The organism is Pseudoalteromonas sp. GB56, from assembly GCF_054923835.1.
Window position 1 is genome coordinate 1,669,491 of the sequence record NZ_JBPCHK010000001.1, and the last position, 19,828, is coordinate 1,689,318.

The window sequence follows — 19,828 nt, forward strand, 5'->3', positions numbered from 1 at the left end:
GTAAAATATTCTTTTGTAAAAAGAAACGTATAGAAGAAATCTGCAATAGCAGAATCGACAAACTAAGCACTATGTGGCACTTTTTATTTACTGTTTACAACGGAGCCTTTAATGAACCAGCAGCCCCATGACCAAGAGACTAAACGACCAAACCGCAACTCAGTACTTTTTGCTGCCATAGTGGTTGTCGTCCTTGTCGTAGTAGTGATCATTGCACTGAGTAAACAAACTGAAGACACCCCAGAGCCTGTTATTGAAAAACCCGAGCCAGTTGTAGTGATAGAGCCGGAAGATGTACAGCCAGAACCTGAGCCTGAAGTGACTCAGCCTATCGAGCAGCCACAAGAAATAACGCCTGAGCCTGAGCGCCAAGACCCCGTTGTTGAAGAGCCAGCATTGCCCACTTTAGACGAAAGTGACGCGGCAGTGACTGAGCGTGTAGAACAATCGCTTGCGCAAACCAGTGCTGAATTATTAGTGAATGATGATTTAATCCGTCGCACAGTGGTGTTCGTGAATAACCTCGCTGATGGCAAAGTGGCTGCCAATCACTCGCCAGTGACTAAGCTTGAGAAGCCATTTAGCGTCGCCGAAGGGGAAGTGTTAACGATGGACCCGGCAAGTTTCAAGCGTTACGACCCTTATGTGGCTATTCTCACGTCATTGCAAACTGAGCAATTAGTCACCTTGTATGAGCGTTATGAGCCGCTTATTGAACAAGCCTATGGCGAAATTGGTATGCCAGACAGCAGTTTTGAAGAGCGCTTAGTGCAAGCGATTGATTTATTGCTAGATACACCTGAAATGACAACGCAAATCCCGTTGTTGAAAGACTCAGTGACATACAAATATGCATATTCGGAATGGGAAAACTTGCCGCCGGCGCAAAAGCAATTGTTGCGTATGGGCCCAGAAAATGTAGCAAAAGTAAAAGCAGTCCTTAAAGAGCTGCGTAGCCAACTCAACTAATTGATGATGAGGCAAACTATCAAAACGCGTTAGTTTGCCTTTTTTCTTTCTAAATTACTTTAAACTGATTGTTTACTAAGCAAATAGCCCGCAATTTTAGAATTTTCCTTGAAACCAAAGAGTAAAGTCGGGATAATCCTCCCAGCGCCCAAGAGGCCCACTATGGTGGCCTTATTGGTCCTCTCGCAACACTAGCAGGTGAACCTGGTCAGGCCCGGAAGGGAGCAGCCACAGCGTGTGATGTGTGTGCCGAGATGTGGCTGGTAAGGCTACCACCCAATCCCCTCAAGATGTTTTCGGCTCTTCTACAATATTTCCCAAACTCACTATTTAGTCAGCATTCAGACAGGTGTTACGCTGTATATTGGTTATACAAGTCATATAAGTTCGCGCTATACTACAAAAGCCCAAGGTCTTGAAATCGCTATAGAATCGTTCAGATCCCTACGTGATGTGACAGGCGAGTGACTATGGCCATCAACAACTATTAAAATAAGCAAGGGAAATCATGCATTTAGACTTAAAGCCGCTCTCAGAATGTCGCGTACTTGTAGTCGATGATGAAGAAGTCAGCCGAATTACATTACTCACCTTATTAGGAGAGCATTACTCGGTCGAAGCTCTTGTAGATGGTAATCAAGTCATTCCTTATTGTGAAAGGCAAAAACCTGACCTTATTTTAATGGATGTTAACATGCCAGGAGTGTGTGGTTTAGATGTATGTCGAACATTGAAATCACGCGAAGACCTTGCGGACATTCCAATCGTGTTTGTGACCGCCAATTTTGATTTAGACGCGCAAAATGCGTGCTGGGAAGCGGGTGCATCTGATTTCATTGGCAAACCAGTCGCTGCCTCAACACTTATTCATCGCACTCGTAACCACTTGGAAAATAAATTGCGTGTGGATCAACTTGTTAAATTGACCTTTCGCGATCCACTCACAGAACTATATAACCGTCATTATCTAAATGTTGAAATCGAAAGTGTTGTGAGGCAAGCCGTTCGTAGTCAAGAACCTCTTGGTGTCTTGATGATGGACTTGGACTACTTCAAAGCGTATAACGATTATTATGGTCACCAACAAGGTGATCAGTGTTTACGGCAAATTGCGACCTGTATTAACAACACGATTCGTCGGCCACAAGATATCGCTATTCGCTATGGTGGTGAAGAATTCTTAGTGATTCTTCCTTTCACCAATGAAGAAGGTGTTGCCTGTGTCGCACAACAAATATTGGATGCGGTGTCCCAAGAGAACATTGACCATGAGAAATCGCCCCTCGGTCGTGTTTCCATCAGTATTGGCGGGGTATGTTGTACTAACGTGCATGAATACTCATTGTTTCAGCTTATCTCAATTGCTGACAAGGCTCTGTATAACGCCAAACATGAAGGCAAGAATCAAAGCCGTATAAGTTTGATATAGCTTGTAAGCTGGTGGAGACAAGCGAATTATGCTCCTTGTTTAGCGTCTTCGCTTTACTTTCTGTGTTTTATTCTAGGTGATTGAAATACCTTGACTATACTTAGTGTCATCGTGATCTAACGAGATGGCTTAAAGATGGATAAAGGTATCAATCGTCGACACTTTCTGCGTACTCTGGGCGCAGGCGCTGCTGTATCTGCAGTCGCTTTTAAAGCCCCTTATGTCTTTGCAAAAAAACCAGTCACTCTGCGTGTTATGGGCACGCATGTAACACTCCAAGAAGCGCTACGTCAAAGAGCGATGCAGGAGCTCGGCATTAATCTCGAATTTACGCCTATGGGCAGTGCAGCAGTATTGGAAAAGGCCGCATCGGATCCAAGTAGTTTCGACCTTTATGAGCAGTGGTCAGATTCAATCAATATTCTGTGGCAAGCTGGTGCAATTCAGCCTATTGAGGTCGAACGTTTAACGTATTGGGACGAGATAAACCCTCTGACCAAAACGGGTAAGTTAACACCAGAGGCTAAGGTAGGTGCGGGTGATGCACCCAATAAAATTCTGTTTATTCAAGAAGATGGATCTTTGGGTAGCAAGCCCAGTGAAAAAATAAGTTTTATGCCCTACGTGCACAATGTTGATTCTTTCGGTTATAACACCCAACACATTAAAAAAGGCACAGCTTACGAGACTGAATCATGGGGTTGGTTATTGGATGACAGCAATCGCGGTAAAGTCGCACTCGTGAATGCTCCAACGATTGGTATATTCGATGCTTCCTTGGCCGCACAAGCGCACGGTTTAATGACGTTTAATGACATCGGTAATATGACCATCAAAGAGTTGGATACGCTGTTTGCTATTTTGATGCAGAAAAAGCAGCAGGGGCACTTTGCTGGTTTTTGGACCTCAGTGCCACAATCCGTTGAATTTATGAAAGCTAACCGCGTCAATATTCAAAGCATGTTTTCACCAGGGGTGACTGCGTGTCGGGGACAGGGCATTCCCGTCGTTTATGCCTCACCTAAAGAGGGCTATCGTGCTTGGCATGGGGTGATGTGTTTATCAACCAATGTGCAAGGAGCTGTAAAAGATGCTGCCTATGAGTACATGAATTGGTGGCTTTCAGGTTATCCCGGCGCTTTTATCGCCCGTCAAGGCTATTATATCTCTAACCCTCAGCGCAGCCGACCATTAATGAGCGATGCGGAGTGGCAGTATTGGTATGAAGGCCAAAAGGCGAGCGTCGCCTTGAAGGGCACAGATGGTAATGTGTCTGTTCAACCAGGCGAGCGCAGAGACGGAGGGAGTTATGTGCAACGATTCTCCAACATTGCTGTGTGGAATACGGTGATGGAGAACTATGACTACAGTTTAGACAAATGGTATGAATTACTTAATGCCTAGGGAATGATGGTGTTTCACGTAATAAGACGTTCCATCGCTGCAAAAGTGTTGATCATGCTGTCATTGCTGATGGTTACGCTTTTTAGCGTGTATCTGATGCTCGAGTATCGGATTAAAACGATAGAGCAATCGGTGCAAAGTACACTCGATATTTCTAGTCAAACTGTCAATATATTGCGCATCAACAACGATATTGTGCAATTGCAAAGAGATGTCTCAGTGTATGGTGCTTCCGGTAGTGAAGCGATTTTTTCTAAGATTGAAAACAGCCATGCCAGCATCAAATTACGATTAGAGCAAATAACAGGGCTTGCCCAACAAAAAGACGATATTGCGTTATTTACCGCGATGGCTGACTTGGTAGGGCGATACGGTGAAAATCTCAACGTATTGGCCCAGCGTTACCGTGTAAAAACAACTTATATTGATATCGAGCTACCTCAGTATTACCAAGACATGTTGTTGCAACTTGAAAGCTTGGTAAATAAAGCATCCATTGACGAAGACAAGCTGGTGTTGGCGCAAGCAATCAATACTTGGCACACCATGCACAACAACGCGGGCTTGTTTCTAACGAAAAAAGACTACGCTAAAAGGCGTCTGGTTCAACAAGCCTTGAACCAGTTAGCTTTGCTGGAGCAACAGGTGAGCCCAGCTCTTGTCAATGCCAATACTGCAACTTTCAGCCAATTAATAGAATTAATCACTCAATATAGAGCTGCATTTTCGCAAAGTGTCCAAGCTAATCGAAATTACCTCACTTTGGTTAACGTGGTAATGGCTGGTGATGCAATCGAGTTTACAAATTTGGTTGATACGCTGCGAGAGCGTTCATTGGCGCGGTTAGAGGATATCCAGCAACAGGGGGCTGCGAACATAATTCGTACTGAGCAAGTGCTCAATATTTTAGCCTTCTCGGCAATAATTCTTATTATTGCCCTTGGTTATTTTTTCCATGCGCATATTACACGTGCAATCCGCAGGTTAACAAAGAGCTTCCAAAGCTTTTTAAAAGGAGACTTGTCTGCGCCGATTTATGATACTGACCGAGCAGATGAAATAGGGGTGTTGGCTGGTGCTGCTCACCAGTTTCGAGAGCTCAGTGAAGACCTCATTATGGCCAAACAAGAAGCGGATAAAACGTCGCAAGTTAAATCTGAATTTTTGGCTAATATGAGTCATGAAATACGTACACCCATGAACGGTATCCTAGGGATGGTTCATACGCTGGGTACGACATCATTGGACAAAGAACAGCAGCGCATGCTGGGAGTGATAGCGTCTTCAGGAAAAAGCTTGCTTGTCATTCTTAATGACATTCTCGATTTAAGCAAAATCGAAGCAGGAAAGATAGAACTTGAAAAGCGGCCTGTAGATTTAGAAGAGATGCTGTACGAGTTGCGCCAACTATTTAAAGAACAGGCGCAGCTCAAAAATATCGACCTTATTCTTGAGGAGCAACTGCCCAACGCGGTGACGACTATTCACACCGATGAAACCCGTTTAAAGCAAATCCTTATTAACCTGCTCAGCAATGCAATCAAGTTTACTGAACAAGGCCGCGTGACTCTAGATATACAAGCGCTTGCTCGCCAAGGTGAAGAAGTGACGTTGGAGTTCAGTGTTCAAGATACGGGGATAGGCATCCGAGATGAGCAACTTCACAGTTTATTCGAAGCCTTTTCGCAAGCTGACTCATCTATTACTCGACGTTTTGGCGGCACGGGACTTGGACTGACCATTTCTAGCAAAATGTTGTCTCTTATGGGCTCAGAGTTACATGTAGAAAGCGAGTTTGGCAAGGGTTCACGGTTTTATTTCGCTTTAACCTTACGAGCTAGTGAGCAACCAACTGAAAAACAAGAGTTTTTAGAGGATTTCGACAGTGTGGCAGACTTTTCTAATCTGACCATTCTTGCAGTGGAAGACAATGCAGTGAACCAAATGGTATTGCAGTCGCTATTGGAAGAAGCGGGAGTGAGCAACATTGTGCTTGCTGATGATGGTCAACAAGCGGTGGAAAAATGCGAGCATCAGACTTTTGATTTAATCTTTATGGATATGCAAATGCCAGTGATGGATGGGCCACAAGCAACCAAACTTATCAAAGCGATGCCGACATTTCGAACAGTGCCCGTAATCGCATTGACTGCCAATGTGTTGGACAGTGATAAACAGGCTTGCTTAGACGCTGGCATGGATGATTTTTTAACTAAGCCTGTGGAATACAGTGAGTTGCTTAGAGTCTTGGACCAATGGTGTACATGCACGCAATGTTAATCAAAAGAAAGCCCTGCTTAAACCTAATCACAAGAGAGCTTAAACGTGAAATATAACTCCAGTTCAGCCATAACCCGAACAAACTTCACGCTGTTGGGCGCCATCATTATTATCACGGCAATATTTGCGTTAGCGGTAGTGACGTTCGAGTCACGAGTGAAAAGTAGCGTGCTAGAAGATAATCAAACGCATTTAAGTGCAACAACCTCGCAGATGCGCGAATTGGTTTACAACTCAATTGCAAACTCTCATGCTGATTTGCGTTTTTTACATGCCACTCCGCCCATATCTGGGTTACCGCGTGCACATTACAATGATGGGATAGACCCTTATGATGGCACCCAATATAATCAGTGGAAACATAGACTCGAGACTATCTTTACCGCCTTTATGCAAAACAAGGCTAGCGTCGACCAACTGCGAATTATTTCGTCAGTTGGTGAGGGCAAGGAGCTTATCCGTGTCGAACGCCGTGGAGGTCTTATTGAAGCAATCCCTGACTATGGTTTACAGGTAAAGCGCAATGCAAGTTACTTCTTGCCAAGCTCGCAATTGATGGCCAATCAAGTCTATATGTCGCGGCTTAACCTCAATCGCGAAAATGGAAAAATTGAGTTTCCGTATAGACCTGTCATACGTTATTCCATACCAATATTTGCTGCTGATGGTCGGCGATTTGGCTTCTTAATTATGAACACCAATGCGAGTAACCTTCTTGCTGAGTTAGCACAAAGTGTTCCGGATTACAGTGAGCTAGTCATCTCATCGGCCGAAGGCGACATTATTTATCACCCTGAGGAATCCTACCGATTTACACGCGACGTAGCACCAGAAATCAATTGGGATTCACTGTATCAACCTCAGTTGCAAAATGACGTAATTTTTCCTGTAGAAAGTAAATCGAATGCACATAAAAAGTGGTATGTGTTCTCAAGCAAAGTGAATACTCGCAATACCGAAGACTCGGGATATATTAATCTCAGCACACTCGTGCCCGAATCTTATGTCATTGATATCATCAATGATAAACGTATTACCGTTTATTCATTTTTAATTGCAGCACTGAGTGTAACTGCCTTCGTTATGTTTAATTTTCACCGCAGTGCCGTGCGCAGCCAAATGTTGGCGGAAGCACGTAGAGAGTCATCGGCGATAGTTGCAGGTTCAATTGACGCGATAGTGGGCCTTGATATGGCGGGAAAACTTACGACGATGAACCACGCAGCCGAAGTATTACTCGGGAGTACCTTTGATGCTGCAAAAGGCGTTCACTTTGACCAAATCGGCTTCTTAAAACATCTGCCAATTGGCACCTACATTCAAGCGCTATCGCAATCAGCCCAAAGAGTGACAGACGATTGGCACACTTCCCATGATGGCGTTGATTTATATTATGCGATTTCAGTAAGCCCGATGCGTGCAGAGCAAAATCACTTAGACGGTATCGCCTTAATTATCCGAGATATCACTAAAGAAAGGCTTGCGGATAACAGCGTGCGAAAGCTCAATGCAGAACTCGATCAAAAAGTAAGAACGCGTACTGAACAGTTAGCGCAAGCGAAAGATGAAGCACAAAAGGCCAGCGAGGTTAAAAGTGCGTTTATTTCAAATATCAGTCATGAAATGAGAACCCCACTGAACGGTATTATTGGCACGCTTGGGTTGCTGAAAAGAGAAGGTCACTCTGAAAAATCGACACGTTACTTGGAAATGATGGAACTCAGCGCAACGAATTTAAATGTGCTCATTAATGATATTCTCGACTTGTCGAAAATTGAGGCCGGTAAGCTAGAGATTAACCCCAAGCCGTTTAATCCTATTGCCCTGATAGAGAGCGTGGTGGTGTCATCTGCAGTCAAAGCATTTGATAAGAACTTAGAAGTGTTTATCGACACAAAAGAGTTGCACTGCCAGGAGGTGATCACCGATCCGCATCGATTTACCCAAATTATTAATAATCTAATCAGTAATGCAATTAAATTTACCGAGTACGGTTATGTGAAAGTCACCGCTAAAGGTGAGGTTGTTAATAACAGCCAATATGAGCTTTCTGTGAGCGTTGCCGATACCGGAGTGGGCATTGCACCTGAGTCCCAAAGTAAATTATTCAGTGCTTTTACGCAGGCGGATTCGGGAGTGGCGGCAAAATATGGCGGTACGGGGCTTGGACTCTCAATCTGTCGGCAATTAAGTCAATTGTTAAACGGGGATATTCATTTCACATCTGAACCAAACCAAGGCAGTGTGTTCACTTGCCAGATCACAGTATCTTTGGGTAGCGTGAAATTACGCGGTCACTCGAAGCAATTGAGTACGTTTAAACCGCTCATCTTAATGGATAATGTTGCTCTGGCTGAACATCTTCGCGAAGTCATGGCGTTTGACGGAGCGCAGGTAAAAAGTACTGAATTAGTGCGAATTGACGCTTCCAGCTTACACACATACGATATGATTTTTATCGACAGCAAAGAGCATGGTATCGAGCGTTTAGAGGCAATACTCACAAAAAACTCTGATCTTAAATTACCACCAGTTGTGGCATTGCAGTCCTCAAGTTGCCCCGTGGTCAGCAGTAGTATTGTTCGCGTTATTAAGTTGAACAAACCGATTATTCGTTCCGAGTTATTGCGCCTTATCGCTGATCCAGAACGTGCAAAAGCGAGTATTGGTAAGGCAAACGTTGACGAGAATAACTTTATTACGCCACCAGAAAAAATGGCGAAACTGGTCGGCAAAACCGTGTTAGTTGTTGATGATAACGATATTAACATTGAAGTGGCAGTGGGCATGTTATCTTCATTACCTGTGGATTTTATTCGAGCTTGCAATGGCCAACACGCAATCGACACGCTTAAGGAGCTAAATGACCAGGGAGTCGTGGTTAGTTGTGTGTTGATGGACTGTCAGATGCCCATACTCAATGGCTATGATGCAACAATGAAAATTCGATCGGGCGCAGCGGGTATGCATAATTCCCATGTGCCGATTATTGCGATGACAGCCAATGCGTTGTTAGGCGAAAAAGAAAAGTGTTTGGCAGCAGGCATGAATGATTATGTCAGCAAGCCTTTAGTCGTCGAAGAAGCAGAAGTAAAAGTAGTGAGGTGGATTTTGTCTTATTCAGATTCGGATGCACATACAGATCAAAGCCAGTCAGTGGAACAGAGCGCCGAAGTAGCACTTTGGGATAGGGATGCGGCACTGAAGCGCCTGTTAAACAAAGAGGATTTGTTAAACAAAATTTGTGCAATGTTTATCAAGGCTGCGCCAAACAAGCTGACAATCCTTGAAGACGCGGTCGCGTCAGGAGAGTGTGAAAGTGTTCGTCAGGCGGCACACGCCTTCAAGGGGTTGTGCGGTGAAATCAGTGCTACACCTTTGCACAGTTTACTTGCAGAGATTGAAAACGCAGCAACGAACAACAGCCTTGACGTCGCTTCGCAAATGAAGTTGTTGAAGGAATATGTGCCGCTGCTAGTCGAAGAAGTGGAGGCTGAACTCGCACAAAGTGATTAACCTAATTGTTCCAAAGTGCGGTTAATGTCAAAAAGTGAAAATAATTTCACCCCTTTTCTGATCCCCAGACGTTGTATGAGCAACACATAATCACATGTGTTGCTCATTCAGTTTTAAGGGGAATCCTATGCAAATGACCATGAATCATCAATCGCAGTGGTTGAAGCCAAGTCTAAAAATCACCTTGAGCTTGGTTGCGGCATCTGTAATCACGCTTGCTACATTTAGTTTTATGGTGTCGCTGTTAAATCAACCCGCGCGTACTCATGATCCAGAGTTTGAAGACATTACGGTTGTGATCATGGAGCAGCCTGAACAAACAAAAGTAATCGAAAAAGTACGCCCCGTGCCACCTAAACCTCAAGAGCGTCCACAAACACGTCAAGAGCTCCCAGATGATACAGCAGGTGATCCCGGGATCATTCCCTTTGATATGCCGGACATAGATACCTCAGCCCGTGACACCTTTGATTTTGGCCACAATGGCTCAGGACAGGCGATGCCGCTCGTGCGCGTACCTCCGCAATATCCAGCGGCAGCAGCCCGTGATGGTATCGAAGGATATGTAGTACTGAGTTATGATATTTCTGCCACAGGGCAAGTGATCAATGCTAAAGTCATCGACGCTGACCCAAAACGTATTTTTGACAAGGACGCTCTTCGAGCACTGAAAAAGTGGAAGTTCAACCCGATGGTGGTTGAAGGGGTCGCGAAGGTGCAAGGCAATCAACAAGTAAGATTGGATTTTAATTTACAACAGTAATAGCGCAAGGAGCGGCGCCTTTGATGGTGCCGCGCAGCTAAGGAGTAACGATGCTAAAGGCAATGGCATCTAGGCTATTTGCGCCGTTGGCGCCAGATGTTCGGCAATTAAGTAATGAAGAGCTTGCGCAGCGCGCGCCAGACAATGCAAAGGCTAAAGAAGAGCTTGTACTAAGGCTCAGTGATGATGTGTTGTACTTTCTGCTCGCGCAACTCAAGAGTGTTAAGGGTGATAGCTACAGTCGACGCCAATGCGCATTGGATGTACTTCAGGATGTATGGCTAACCTGGCTCAGCAATCCCGCTCGCTTTCGTGTTGATGGACAGGGCAATTTTAAAGCATGGCTATTCAGTGTGGCGCGCAACAAAGTTATCGATTTATTGCGCAAGCAAAAGCCAGAATTGGCGTGGGAGGACGCGGACTCCTCTGTGCACATGCAGCTAGACGATGATTATGTTCAACGACTCATTGATCATGCCACACGTGCTCAGCTGACGCAGGCTATTGATGCCTTGCCATATTTACAATGCGAGGCATTGAGTTTGCAACTTGAAGGGTTCAGTGTACAAGAGATTGCCGACATTACGTGTTCGCAAAAGGAAAGTATAAAAACGCGCTTGCGTTATGCACGAGCAAAAATAGCAGAAGCAATGCAAGCAGGAGAGAGTGAATGACCTATCCCGACTCAGACAAGCTCAAACAGGTTCATGGGTATGAAAAGCAACATCATAAACTCGATGCCAGTGAAAAGCGTGCGTTGCTAACTGCGTTATCTAAGCCCAAAAAGGTTTCTACCCACCGCAATTGGTGGCCGCAAAGTCAGTGGCTCATTGCGTGTTGCGCGCTCATGACCTTAGTGTCAATCACTGTGTTTGAATTTCAAAGTGACAAACAGGCGCTATACAATGTTGTAGCCTATGAAAGTATTGAAATTTATGACGAAATTAGCGGACAACAGCGATTGCGAGTGTCTCAACAAGTACCTATGAATGTGCGCAGCATCGATAGCGCAGAACAACAATTGGCAAATAATTTGCGGGTGCAGCAACAAGCGTATTCAACGATTGCTAGTGAACAACCTGTTCGTGTTGCGAGATTGGTGCAGCGAGAAGGGGATTGGCTACTGGCTGATTGCCGCCAGCAGGTACTGATTGCGTTGAGCGCAGAACTTGCAGACAAAGTTGTACGAGAATCTGACTTAAGTGTGCAGCCTGGCGCGTTATTAGCGTTATCCTTCAATGCTCAAGGTCAACTGCTCACTGTGAGTAAAACACAGTCCAAAGCCCAATGTTCATAGTGTCTACTTGAAAGTAAAAAAGCGCCTTATTGGCGCTTTTACTAACTCAACAGACCCTAGTTATTCGGTGTATAACTCGCTAACTCAACCTGGAATTGCTCTACACCGTCTTTGCCCTTAAACATCCGCACCATCATGTAATTCATGCTCGGTGCAAACCACACCATCGCTTGGCGTTTATCATTGTCGTAGACGCGTTTTACTTTGATGGTCTCGACATTGCCTATCGGTAGGGTAATGGTTTCAGTACCTAGGACTTCAAATTGGTACTCCCGAGTGTTACCTTTTTTATCAATAATGGGGTAAGCAAACTTGGTCTCACCATTGGCCAATCCTTTTCGCAGGGCAATCTGGTATGACAATACGTCTTGGTAATCTGGGTTCCAAGGGCACTCTACTGCATACTTTGATTGGTTTGAGAACACTTGTTGCTCTGCATGATCAAAGCTAATTTTGTAGGTTTTATCTGGGCCAGTTCCTGTGCGTTCCAGTTTGTAATCGAGTGGGGTGACATCGCCGTCCACATATTCAAAGCGGCTGCTTTCCTCACGCTCATCGGAGAATACCATCCACTCTATCTCGCTGCGATAGCTAAGCTCATAGGTGTTATCTGCGACCTTTTGCAATGAACGTTGTGCTTCCCCATGGCGTTCGCCTTGGCGAGTGACGACATACGTGGCTTTATATTCAATCAGTGAAGAGGTGGTTGTTGTTGCAGGAGCACTGGCGTCTTGCTGTGCAAATGCCGAGGTGAAAGTGCCGCAGCTTAACACTGCGGCAAACAAAAATTTAGCTGCCCAAAAACGCGTTGAGATCGGCGCCTTGGCTTGGAAGGGTGTTGTTATCGAGCACTGCATAGTTATCTTCCATAGTCAGTCGTTGTTCGCTGAACCACTTAACCACCAACGGATAGATAATATGTTCTTGTGCATGAACTTTTTGTGCCAAACTTTGTGCCGTATCGCCATCTTCGATAGCAACTTGAGCTTGGACAATCACTGGTCCGCCATCAAGTTCTTCAGTCACAAAGTGAACACTAACGCCATGCACTTTATCGTTCGCATCTAAAGCACGCTGGTGGGTATTCAGCCCTTGGTACTTAGGCAACAAAGAAGGGTGAATGTTCAACATTTTTCCCTTAAATTTTTGCACTAAGCCAGCACTTAGAATACGCATAAATCCAGCTAATACAACACAGTTAGGTGAAAAACTCTCGATGAGGTCTCCCAAAGCAGCGTCATAATCTTCACGCGTTTCGAACGCTTTATGATCTAAGACCTGAGTCTCGATCCCTGCGTTTTTGGCGCGTTCAAGGCCATATGCATCGGCCTTGTTGCTGATCACGGCGCAGATGGTTGCAGGGATCTCACCTGCTGCAACTGCGTCGATGATCGCTTGCAAGTTAGAGCCGCTGCCCGAAATAAGTACAACGAGTCGGGCAGGCGTCTGGCCATGCGTCATTATTGCGCACCACCATTGATTTCAACTTGCTCTTCGCCGGCAACAGCGTCTTGAATTTCACCAATGTGCCAAGCGTCTTCACCCGCATCTTTAAGAATGCTTAGGCTTTGCGCTAGTTTGTCGGCAGGAACCACAAGCACCATGCCTACGCCACAGTTGAACGTGCGGTACATTTCGTGTGTTTCGATGTTACCGTTCTCTTGTAGCCAGTTGAACACTGCAGGCCACTGCCAGCTGTCACCTTTGATCACTGCTTTTGCAGATTCAGGTAATACGCGTGGAATGTTTTCCCAGAAACCACCACCAGTGATGTGAGAAAGTGCGTGAACGTCAACTTGTTTAAGTAGCTCAAGCACTGGCTTAACATAAATGCGAGTTGGCTCAAGCAGGTGTTCACCTAGCGTTTTACCTTCAAATTCGCTATTTGTGTCTGCGCCAGATACTTCTAATACTTTACGAATTAGTGAGTAACCATTTGAGTGAGGACCACTTGAAGCGAGTGCAATTAGTTGGTCACCCGCTGCAACTTTAGTGCCGTCAATGATGCCTTCTTTTTCTACAACACCTACACAGAAACCAGCCATGTCGTAGTCATCGCCTTCATACATTCCAGGCATTTCAGCAGTTTCACCGCCGATAAGTGCACAACCAGAAAGCTCACAACCAGCGCCAATACCAGTTACTACGTCAGCTGCTGTGTCTACATCTAGTTTGCCAGTCGCATAGTAATCAAGGAAGAATAGTGGCTCAGCACCTTGAACGATTAGGTCGTTTACACACATAGCCACGAGGTCGATACCGACGGTATCGTGCTTTTTCAAATCGATAGCTAGACGTAACTTAGTACCTACACCATCAGTACCCGCAACTAAAACAGGCTCTTTATAACCCGTCGGTAGCTGACATAGCGCGCCAAAGCCGCCGATGCCACCCATAACTTCAGGGCGTTTGGTCTTTTTCACAACGCCTTTAATGCGTTCTACTAGGGCGTTACCTGCATCAATGTCGACGCCGGCATCTTTGTAGCTAAGAGACTGTTTTTGTTCGCTCACGGGGTTTCCTCAAAAATTGAATTTAGGGGTTGCTTAGAAACGCCGGGCATTTTACAGCAAATGCCGCGGCTTAGCTAGGAAAAGGAGGACCTTTGTCCTTGTTTACGCAGTTGCCACAATGACTGCTCGCAATGGTGCCGGATAACCCTCAATGGTCTTGTTTGGATCATTGGGATCTAAGAAGTCTGCTAAGGACTCGTTTTCCATCCAATCTGTGCGGCGTTGCTCATCTAATGATGTTTGATCGGTGTCGACTACGCGAATGTCTTTGAAACCTACACGACGCATCCACAACATCAGCGCTTCGGTGCTAGGGATATACCAAACATTGCGCATTTTCGCGTATCGGTCTTCTGGCACTAACACGGTGTTTACGTCACCTTCAATGACCAATGTTTCAAGTACAAGTTCGCCACCTTTGCGAAGCTGGGCGCGTAATTGCGCCAAAAAATCAATCGGTGAGCGGCGGTGGTACAACACGCCCATAGAAAACACGGTATCAAATGCTTTTAAATCCGGCAGTTGTTCTACACCCAATGGTAGCAGGTGCACTGCTGGGTCTGGATTGTAATGTTTGATAGTTTGAAACTGGCACAGGAACAGGTCACTTGGGTCGATACCAACAACCAATTCAGCCCCTTCACCGCGCATGCGCCACAAGTGATAACCTGAGCCGCAACCTATGTCTAATACTTTGCGTCCTTGTAATGGGCTGATGTGTGGCAGGACTCGATCCCATTTCCAATCACTGCGCCATTCGGTATTAATGTCGATGCCGAACAGTGAAAATGGACCTTTGCGCCATGGCATAAAGCGCTTTAATAGGTGGATTAGCTGTTTGCGCTGACCCTCGCTGATATCATCCTCTGTACCTACTTGCACGGCTTTCTTAATATCAACTTTCGATGCGTTGAGCTCAGGGAGGTTGTTCAACACTTTTTGCCATTGAGGCATGTCGCCATGGCGCGCTTCATCTTGCCAATGTTGCAGTTGTGCAGGCAGAGTATTGAGCCAATGACTGAGTTCGGTACAGGCAATATGGCGATAGAATTCGTTAAACCACTGATTCATCTTTATTCCGTTTATTTAATTGCAACCATGGAGCAGAAGTTAAAGCATTGATACCACACTTGAGTTTGGCTAAAACCAATGCCTTTTAAGCGTTCTAAGTGGGTCGTTAATGTATCTGTGCGCATGACATTTTCTATTGCGGTGCGCTTTTGGCTTATTTCTAACTCAGAGTACCCATTAGCACGCTTAAAATCGTGGTGTAAGTCAATGAGCAACTCATCCACTTCTTGGTTTTCACCACGTAGTTTCTCACTGAGCAATAATACACCACCAGGTTTAAGCGCATTATAAATACGGCTCAACACGGCTTCGCGTTGTTCAGGTTCTATAAACTGCAGGGTGAAATTCATGGCAATCACTGAGGCATTTTCCAACTTGGCATCAAGGATATCGCCAAGCTCAACTTTCACAGGGACGGTGGAGCGAAATCCCTCAAGATGAAGACGACAGCGCTCAACCATCGCCTGCGAATTATCAATTGCGATAATTTCACAGCCTGACTGATTCAAGTTGCGGCGCATACTTAAGGTGACTGCACCCAGCGAGCAACCCAAATCATAGAGGTTGCTATTATCTTGGGCATATTTACCCGCCAACTTGCCAAGCGTACTGACGATGGTGGCATAACCTGGCACCGAGCGTTCAATCATATCGGGGAATACTTCGACTACTTTGGCGTCAAAGGTAAAGTCTTTTACGTTTTGTTCTGATGCGTAAATACTGTCTTTGGCTGACACTTTGCTAAGCTCTAGCTAGAAACGATGTCGTTATTTTATCATTTTTGTGCTCAATGTGTGGAGCTTTACAAATGATTTGTAGTGAGCGAATAACATCTTACATTGGTGCAAACCTGCTATTGTTATATTTATCTATAAAAAACAATACCTAATGTTAGCTGTGTCAGGGGCATTTATGTCCTTGTTTAAACAGTTGAGAATTAGCAGGCGCCCATTCACCAGCGAGAGCAGCCATGAGTAGAAATAAAGTGATCAGTACTGAGGATATTCTTTCAACCTTGTGTCATTCAGTGACTGAAGTATTGTCTTCAGCCAGTGGCAATACGATTAGTTACTCTGCCATGGTGCAGAAGATTACCCGCACGTGTATGAGGCCTGACATCGGCTGCTTTGTATTATTTGATGGTGGATTCACGGGGTTGGTTGTCACTAATTTTACAGCGCAAGCGGCGATGGAAATTTACGGTGATTATATGAATAACATGGGGATGCCTCCGGAAGAATTAGCGAAAAGCCATATGTCAGACGATGTTGCGAACGTCCTTGGTGAGCTAATGAATCAGATAGTTGGAGACTTCACCAACAAGGTACGTGAGCAACTGCACACTTCCATCACTCAGAATCAACCAAAAATGATGGCGATTAATAAGCAGGTTCAGATTTCAGTTGATACAACTATGGACAGGCCACAGGCGCGACGTGTTACGTTTACGACGCAAAACCAGAACATTTTTTATCTTGAACTGGCGATGGATAAAACAGAATTTATAAAACTACATGAGTTTGATATCACTGAGGCGCTTGACCCAGACGATATTATTGCCAACGCAAAAGCGAAGAAGCAAGGCTCGCCGAATAAAGACACTAACGAGTCAGATATTGATGATGACTTTATGGAAAACCTGGGTCTTTAAAAAAAGCTCGTCTGTTGATTACGCTCCCCGGGAAACGGCTCTAAGACCTGATGGTGAAGGCTATTCACGGCCTTCAAATCTTTCATAAATTGACGTGCAAGTAAGGGTGAACCATCGTTATCAGCAGTATGTAAAAACACAAACGGTTGCTTCCCTTCGTCTAACCACTGCGCAATTTTTTTGAGCCATGGGGCGTAAAAGGAGCGATATTCGTCATCCATGCTCGCAATCACAAAACGCACAATAGGACGCTGGCCCAAGGCGATGGCATGCACGGGTAAATGTGGCTTTTTCTTTTGCGCGTCTATGATTGCTTCGTTGTAGGGGCGTACTGAAAATAATGCACGAGTGTCCATGCAAATTCTATCTATACCGAATTGGTGGCAATATTGATTAAACTGTTTTTCTGTATCGCTTTTGTCGAAAAATCGCGGATGACGCACTTCAATACTGTAATTCAGTCCGCTTGGCAGTTGAGCCATAAATGTGTGCAATCGACTCATGTGTTCGGGTGCGAAACTCGCAGGTAACTGCAACATTAATGAGCCGGTTTTTTCATACAGCGGTGACATTAATTGCAACCACTGTTGCAGAGATTGTGAATCTGCTTGCAGAGCTAACTCGTGGCTAAACCGTTTTGGGAACTTAAATGTGAATCGGAAGTACTCGGGTGTTGCATTGACCCAACGAGACACGGCCTGTGGACTTGGGTCAGCATAAAAAGTTGTATTGCCTTCCACTGAGTTAAATACACTCGCGTATTGCTCCAGCATATCGGCTGCTTGAGTTGCAGGAGCAAATAATTGCCCCTTCCAAGCACTGTTAGACCATTGTGGGCATCCAAGATACAACATATTTACCAAAACACTCGTCGTATGTTTTAACTACTTGGCTATGCTAGCACATTATTTGTAGCCCCTATGGCTAATAATTAAGCAACAAGGAGTTTGCTTCGTGACATTGACCGCCGTTTTTATATAATTGACGCAATTAATTTGGCCTTGGCGTGCGACAAGCCCACGCTTTTACAATTAAAACAGGAATATTATGCGTTCTATTTATTGCGGACACTTGAACAAAAGTCATGTCGACCAAGAAGTTACTCTTTGTGGTTGGATCAACAAACGCCGCGATCTTGGTGGTTTGATCTTCGTTGACGTGCGTGACCGCGAAGGCCTAGTGCAGGTTGTTTTTGACCCAGAAGTTGAAGGGTTAATGGAAAAGGCGAACAAACTTCGTCAAGAATTCTGTGTTCAGATCAAAGGTATTGTTCGTGCACGTCCTCAAAGCCAAGTAAATAAAGATATGGCAACAGGTGAAGTGGAAATTTTGGGTGTAGGTCTTGAAATCATCAACCGCTCAGAAGCACTTCCGCTTGATTTCAACCAGCAAAACTCTGAAGAGCGCCGTTTAAAGTACCGTTACCTAGACTTGCGTCGCTTAGAGATGAGCGACCGCATTAAACTGCGTGCTAAAGCGTCAAGCTTTGTGCGTCGTTTCTTAGACAGCAATGATTTCTTAGACATCGAAACGCCAGTTCTCACTAAAGCAACGCCAGAAGGCGCACGTGACTATCTAGTACCTAGCCGTGTACACCATGGTAGCTTCTACGCATTACCGCAATCACCGCAGCTATTTAAGCAGCTACTTATGATGTCTGGTTTCGATCGTTACTACCAAATCGTCAAGTGCTTCCGCGATGAAGATTTACGTGCTGATCGTCAGCCTGAATTCACTCAAATCGATATTGAAACGTCATTCATGAGCTCTGATCAAGTACGTGCTGTGACAGAGAAACTTATCCGTGAAATGTGGTTAGAGCTTCTTGATGTCGACTTAGGTCAATTCCCAGTAATGGCCTACGAAGAAGCGATGCGTCGTTTCGGTTCAGACAAACCAGACCTTCGTAACCCGATGGAACTTATCGACGTTGCAGATCTTGTTAAAGACGTTGAATTTAAAGTGTTCTCTGGTCCAGCGAACGACGAAAAAGGCCGTGTAGCTGTGCTTACAGTGCCAGGTGGTGCTGAATTATCGCGTAAACAAATCGATGACTACACGAAGTTTATCGGCATCTACGGTGCAAAAGGCTTAGCGTGGATGAAGGTTAACGACCGCGCTGCAGGTGTTGAGGGCGTACAATCACCCATTGCCAAATTCTTAAATGAAGAAGTGATCACGGCCTTACTTGAGCGCACGAATGCACAATCAGGCGACATCATCCTGTTCGGTGCAGACTCTCGTAACGTAGTAAATGAAGCCATGGGTGCATTGCGTTTGAAGATTGGATTGGACTTAGAACTAACTGACCTTACTAAATGGGCACCACTTTGGGTTGTCGACTTCCCAATGTTTGAAGAGGACGAAGAAGGTAACCTTCACGCGGTTCACCACCCATTTACAGCACCAAAAGGTGTGAGTCCACAAGAGCTTGAAGCAAACCCTGCGGGCACACTCTCAGATGCATATGATATGGTACTAAACGGCTACGAAGTAGGCGGTGGTTCTGTGCGTATACACAACAGCGAAATGCAAGAGACTGCGTTCCGCGTGCTGGGCATTGATGCACAAGAGCAACAAGATAAGTTTGGTTTCTTACTGGACGCATTGAAGTACGGCACGCCACCGCACGCAGGTTTAGCGTTCGGTCTTGACCGTTTAGTGATGTTGCTGTGCGGTACTGACAATATTCGCGATGTTATTGCATTCCCGAAAACAACGCAGGCATCATGTTTGATGACTGAGGCGCCAAGCCCAGCAAACCCAGATGCGCTTAAAGAGCTAGGTATCGCAATTGCACCCAAGGCGAGTGCAGAGCAAGAGTAAGGTGAATAAGCCAAGCACATTCATCAAATAGAAAAAGCGGCTTCGGCCGCTTTTTTGTTTGTTTTGACAACAAAACAGCTAATGCCAAGTGCAAAGTGGCGTTTTTACT

At 45.2% G+C, this 19,828-nt stretch carries 16 protein-coding genes and 1 other RNA gene; 11 read left to right on the forward strand and 6 right to left on the reverse strand.

Translation table 11 applies throughout. The annotated features are described in order from the left end of the window. The first annotated feature begins 111 nt into the window (after positions 1-111). From ACH19P_RS07955 to ACH19P_RS07995, 9 genes are all read left to right on the forward strand, one after another. Positions 112-969, forward strand: a complete 858-nt coding sequence (locus ACH19P_RS07955) for a DUF3014 domain-containing protein (protein WP_462158073.1) — start codon at positions 112-114, stop codon at positions 967-969. Positions 970-1,141: 172 nt separating this feature from the next. Continuing rightward, positions 1,142-1,238, forward strand: an RNA gene (gene ffs, locus ACH19P_RS07960) — signal recognition particle sRNA small type. A gap of 239 nt (positions 1,239-1,477) precedes the next feature. After that, positions 1,478-2,398: a GGDEF domain-containing response regulator gene (locus tag ACH19P_RS07965; protein ID WP_462158074.1), complete on the forward strand. Its 921-nt coding sequence runs from the start codon at positions 1,478-1,480 to the stop codon at positions 2,396-2,398. Between the two features lie 135 nt (positions 2,399-2,533). Then, positions 2,534-3,802 carry an ABC transporter substrate-binding protein gene (locus ACH19P_RS07970; RefSeq protein ID WP_462158075.1) on the forward strand — a complete coding sequence of 423 codons (1,269 nt, stop codon included), beginning with the start codon at positions 2,534-2,536 and terminating at the stop codon, positions 3,800-3,802. Positions 3,803-3,805: 3 nt separating this feature from the next. After that, positions 3,806-6,082 (forward strand): hybrid sensor histidine kinase/response regulator, encoded by a 2,277-nt coding sequence (locus ACH19P_RS07975; RefSeq protein WP_462158076.1) that lies wholly within the window; start codon positions 3,806-3,808, stop codon positions 6,080-6,082. Positions 6,083-6,127: 45 nt separating this feature from the next. Further along, positions 6,128-9,598: an ATP-binding protein gene (locus ACH19P_RS07980; protein ID WP_462158077.1), complete on the forward strand. Its 3,471-nt coding sequence runs from the start codon at positions 6,128-6,130 to the stop codon at positions 9,596-9,598. A gap of 127 nt (positions 9,599-9,725) precedes the next feature. Continuing rightward, positions 9,726-10,361, forward strand: a complete 636-nt coding sequence (locus ACH19P_RS07985; protein ID WP_462158078.1) for an energy transducer TonB — start codon at positions 9,726-9,728, stop codon at positions 10,359-10,361. Between the two features lie 50 nt (positions 10,362-10,411). Beyond that, on the forward strand, positions 10,412-11,035 hold the full coding sequence (locus tag ACH19P_RS07990; protein ID WP_462158079.1) for an RNA polymerase sigma factor: 624 nt from the start codon (positions 10,412-10,414) through the stop codon (positions 11,033-11,035). Further along, the gene (locus ACH19P_RS07995) at positions 11,032-11,658 is read left to right on the forward strand and encodes a hypothetical protein (protein WP_462158080.1); all 627 of its coding nucleotides are present in this window, start codon (positions 11,032-11,034) and stop codon (positions 11,656-11,658) included. Before ACH19P_RS07990 ends, ACH19P_RS07995 begins: the two co-directional genes overlap by 4 nt. A gap of 56 nt (positions 11,659-11,714) precedes the next feature. On the opposite strand, the gene ACH19P_RS08000 is transcribed toward ACH19P_RS07995, so the two are convergent. The 5 genes from ACH19P_RS08000 to cmoA form a co-directional block, all read right to left on the reverse strand. Next, a complete protein-coding gene (locus ACH19P_RS08000) occupies positions 11,715-12,515 on the reverse strand; it encodes a DUF3108 domain-containing protein (RefSeq protein WP_462158082.1) in 801 nt (266 codons plus the stop codon). Beyond that, the gene (gene purN / locus ACH19P_RS08005; RefSeq protein ID WP_462158083.1) at positions 12,448-13,119 is read right to left on the reverse strand and encodes a phosphoribosylglycinamide formyltransferase; all 672 of its coding nucleotides are present in this window, start codon (positions 13,117-13,119) and stop codon (positions 12,448-12,450) included. The genes ACH19P_RS08000 and purN overlap by 68 nt, the downstream gene beginning before the upstream one ends. Then, the gene (gene purM / locus ACH19P_RS08010) at positions 13,119-14,171 is read right to left on the reverse strand and encodes a phosphoribosylformylglycinamidine cyclo-ligase (RefSeq protein ID WP_462158084.1); all 1,053 of its coding nucleotides are present in this window, start codon (positions 14,169-14,171) and stop codon (positions 13,119-13,121) included. The genes purN and purM overlap by 1 nt, the downstream gene beginning before the upstream one ends. Before the next feature lie 102 nt (positions 14,172-14,273). Continuing rightward, positions 14,274-15,242, reverse strand: coding sequence for a tRNA 5-methoxyuridine(34)/uridine 5-oxyacetic acid(34) synthase CmoB (cmoB, locus tag ACH19P_RS08015; protein WP_462158085.1), 969 nt, complete (start codon positions 15,240-15,242; stop codon positions 14,274-14,276). Between the two features lie 11 nt (positions 15,243-15,253). Then, the gene (gene cmoA / locus ACH19P_RS08020) at positions 15,254-15,979 is read right to left on the reverse strand and encodes a carboxy-S-adenosyl-L-methionine synthase CmoA (protein ID WP_462158086.1); all 726 of its coding nucleotides are present in this window, start codon (positions 15,977-15,979) and stop codon (positions 15,254-15,256) included. Positions 15,980-16,212: 233 nt separating this feature from the next. On the opposite strand from cmoA, the gene ACH19P_RS08025 reads away from it, so the two are divergent. Next, complete coding sequence (locus ACH19P_RS08025) at positions 16,213-16,893, forward strand: DUF3334 family protein (RefSeq protein ID WP_462158087.1); 681 nt, start codon at positions 16,213-16,215, stop codon at positions 16,891-16,893. Here the strand turns inward: ACH19P_RS08025 and ACH19P_RS08030 are convergent. Next, positions 16,890-17,747 carry a DUF72 domain-containing protein gene (locus tag ACH19P_RS08030; RefSeq protein WP_462159328.1) on the reverse strand — a complete coding sequence of 286 codons (858 nt, stop codon included), beginning with the start codon at positions 17,745-17,747 and terminating at the stop codon, positions 16,890-16,892. The two genes, ACH19P_RS08025 and ACH19P_RS08030, sit on opposite strands and share 4 nt — an antisense overlap. Before the next feature lie 193 nt (positions 17,748-17,940). Here ACH19P_RS08030 and aspS point away from each other — a divergent pair, with 193 nt between their 5' ends. Further along, entirely contained in the window at positions 17,941-19,719 is a 1,779-nt protein-coding gene (gene aspS / locus ACH19P_RS08035; RefSeq protein ID WP_462158088.1) for an aspartate--tRNA ligase, read from the forward strand. Positions 19,720-19,828 lie beyond the last annotated feature (109 nt).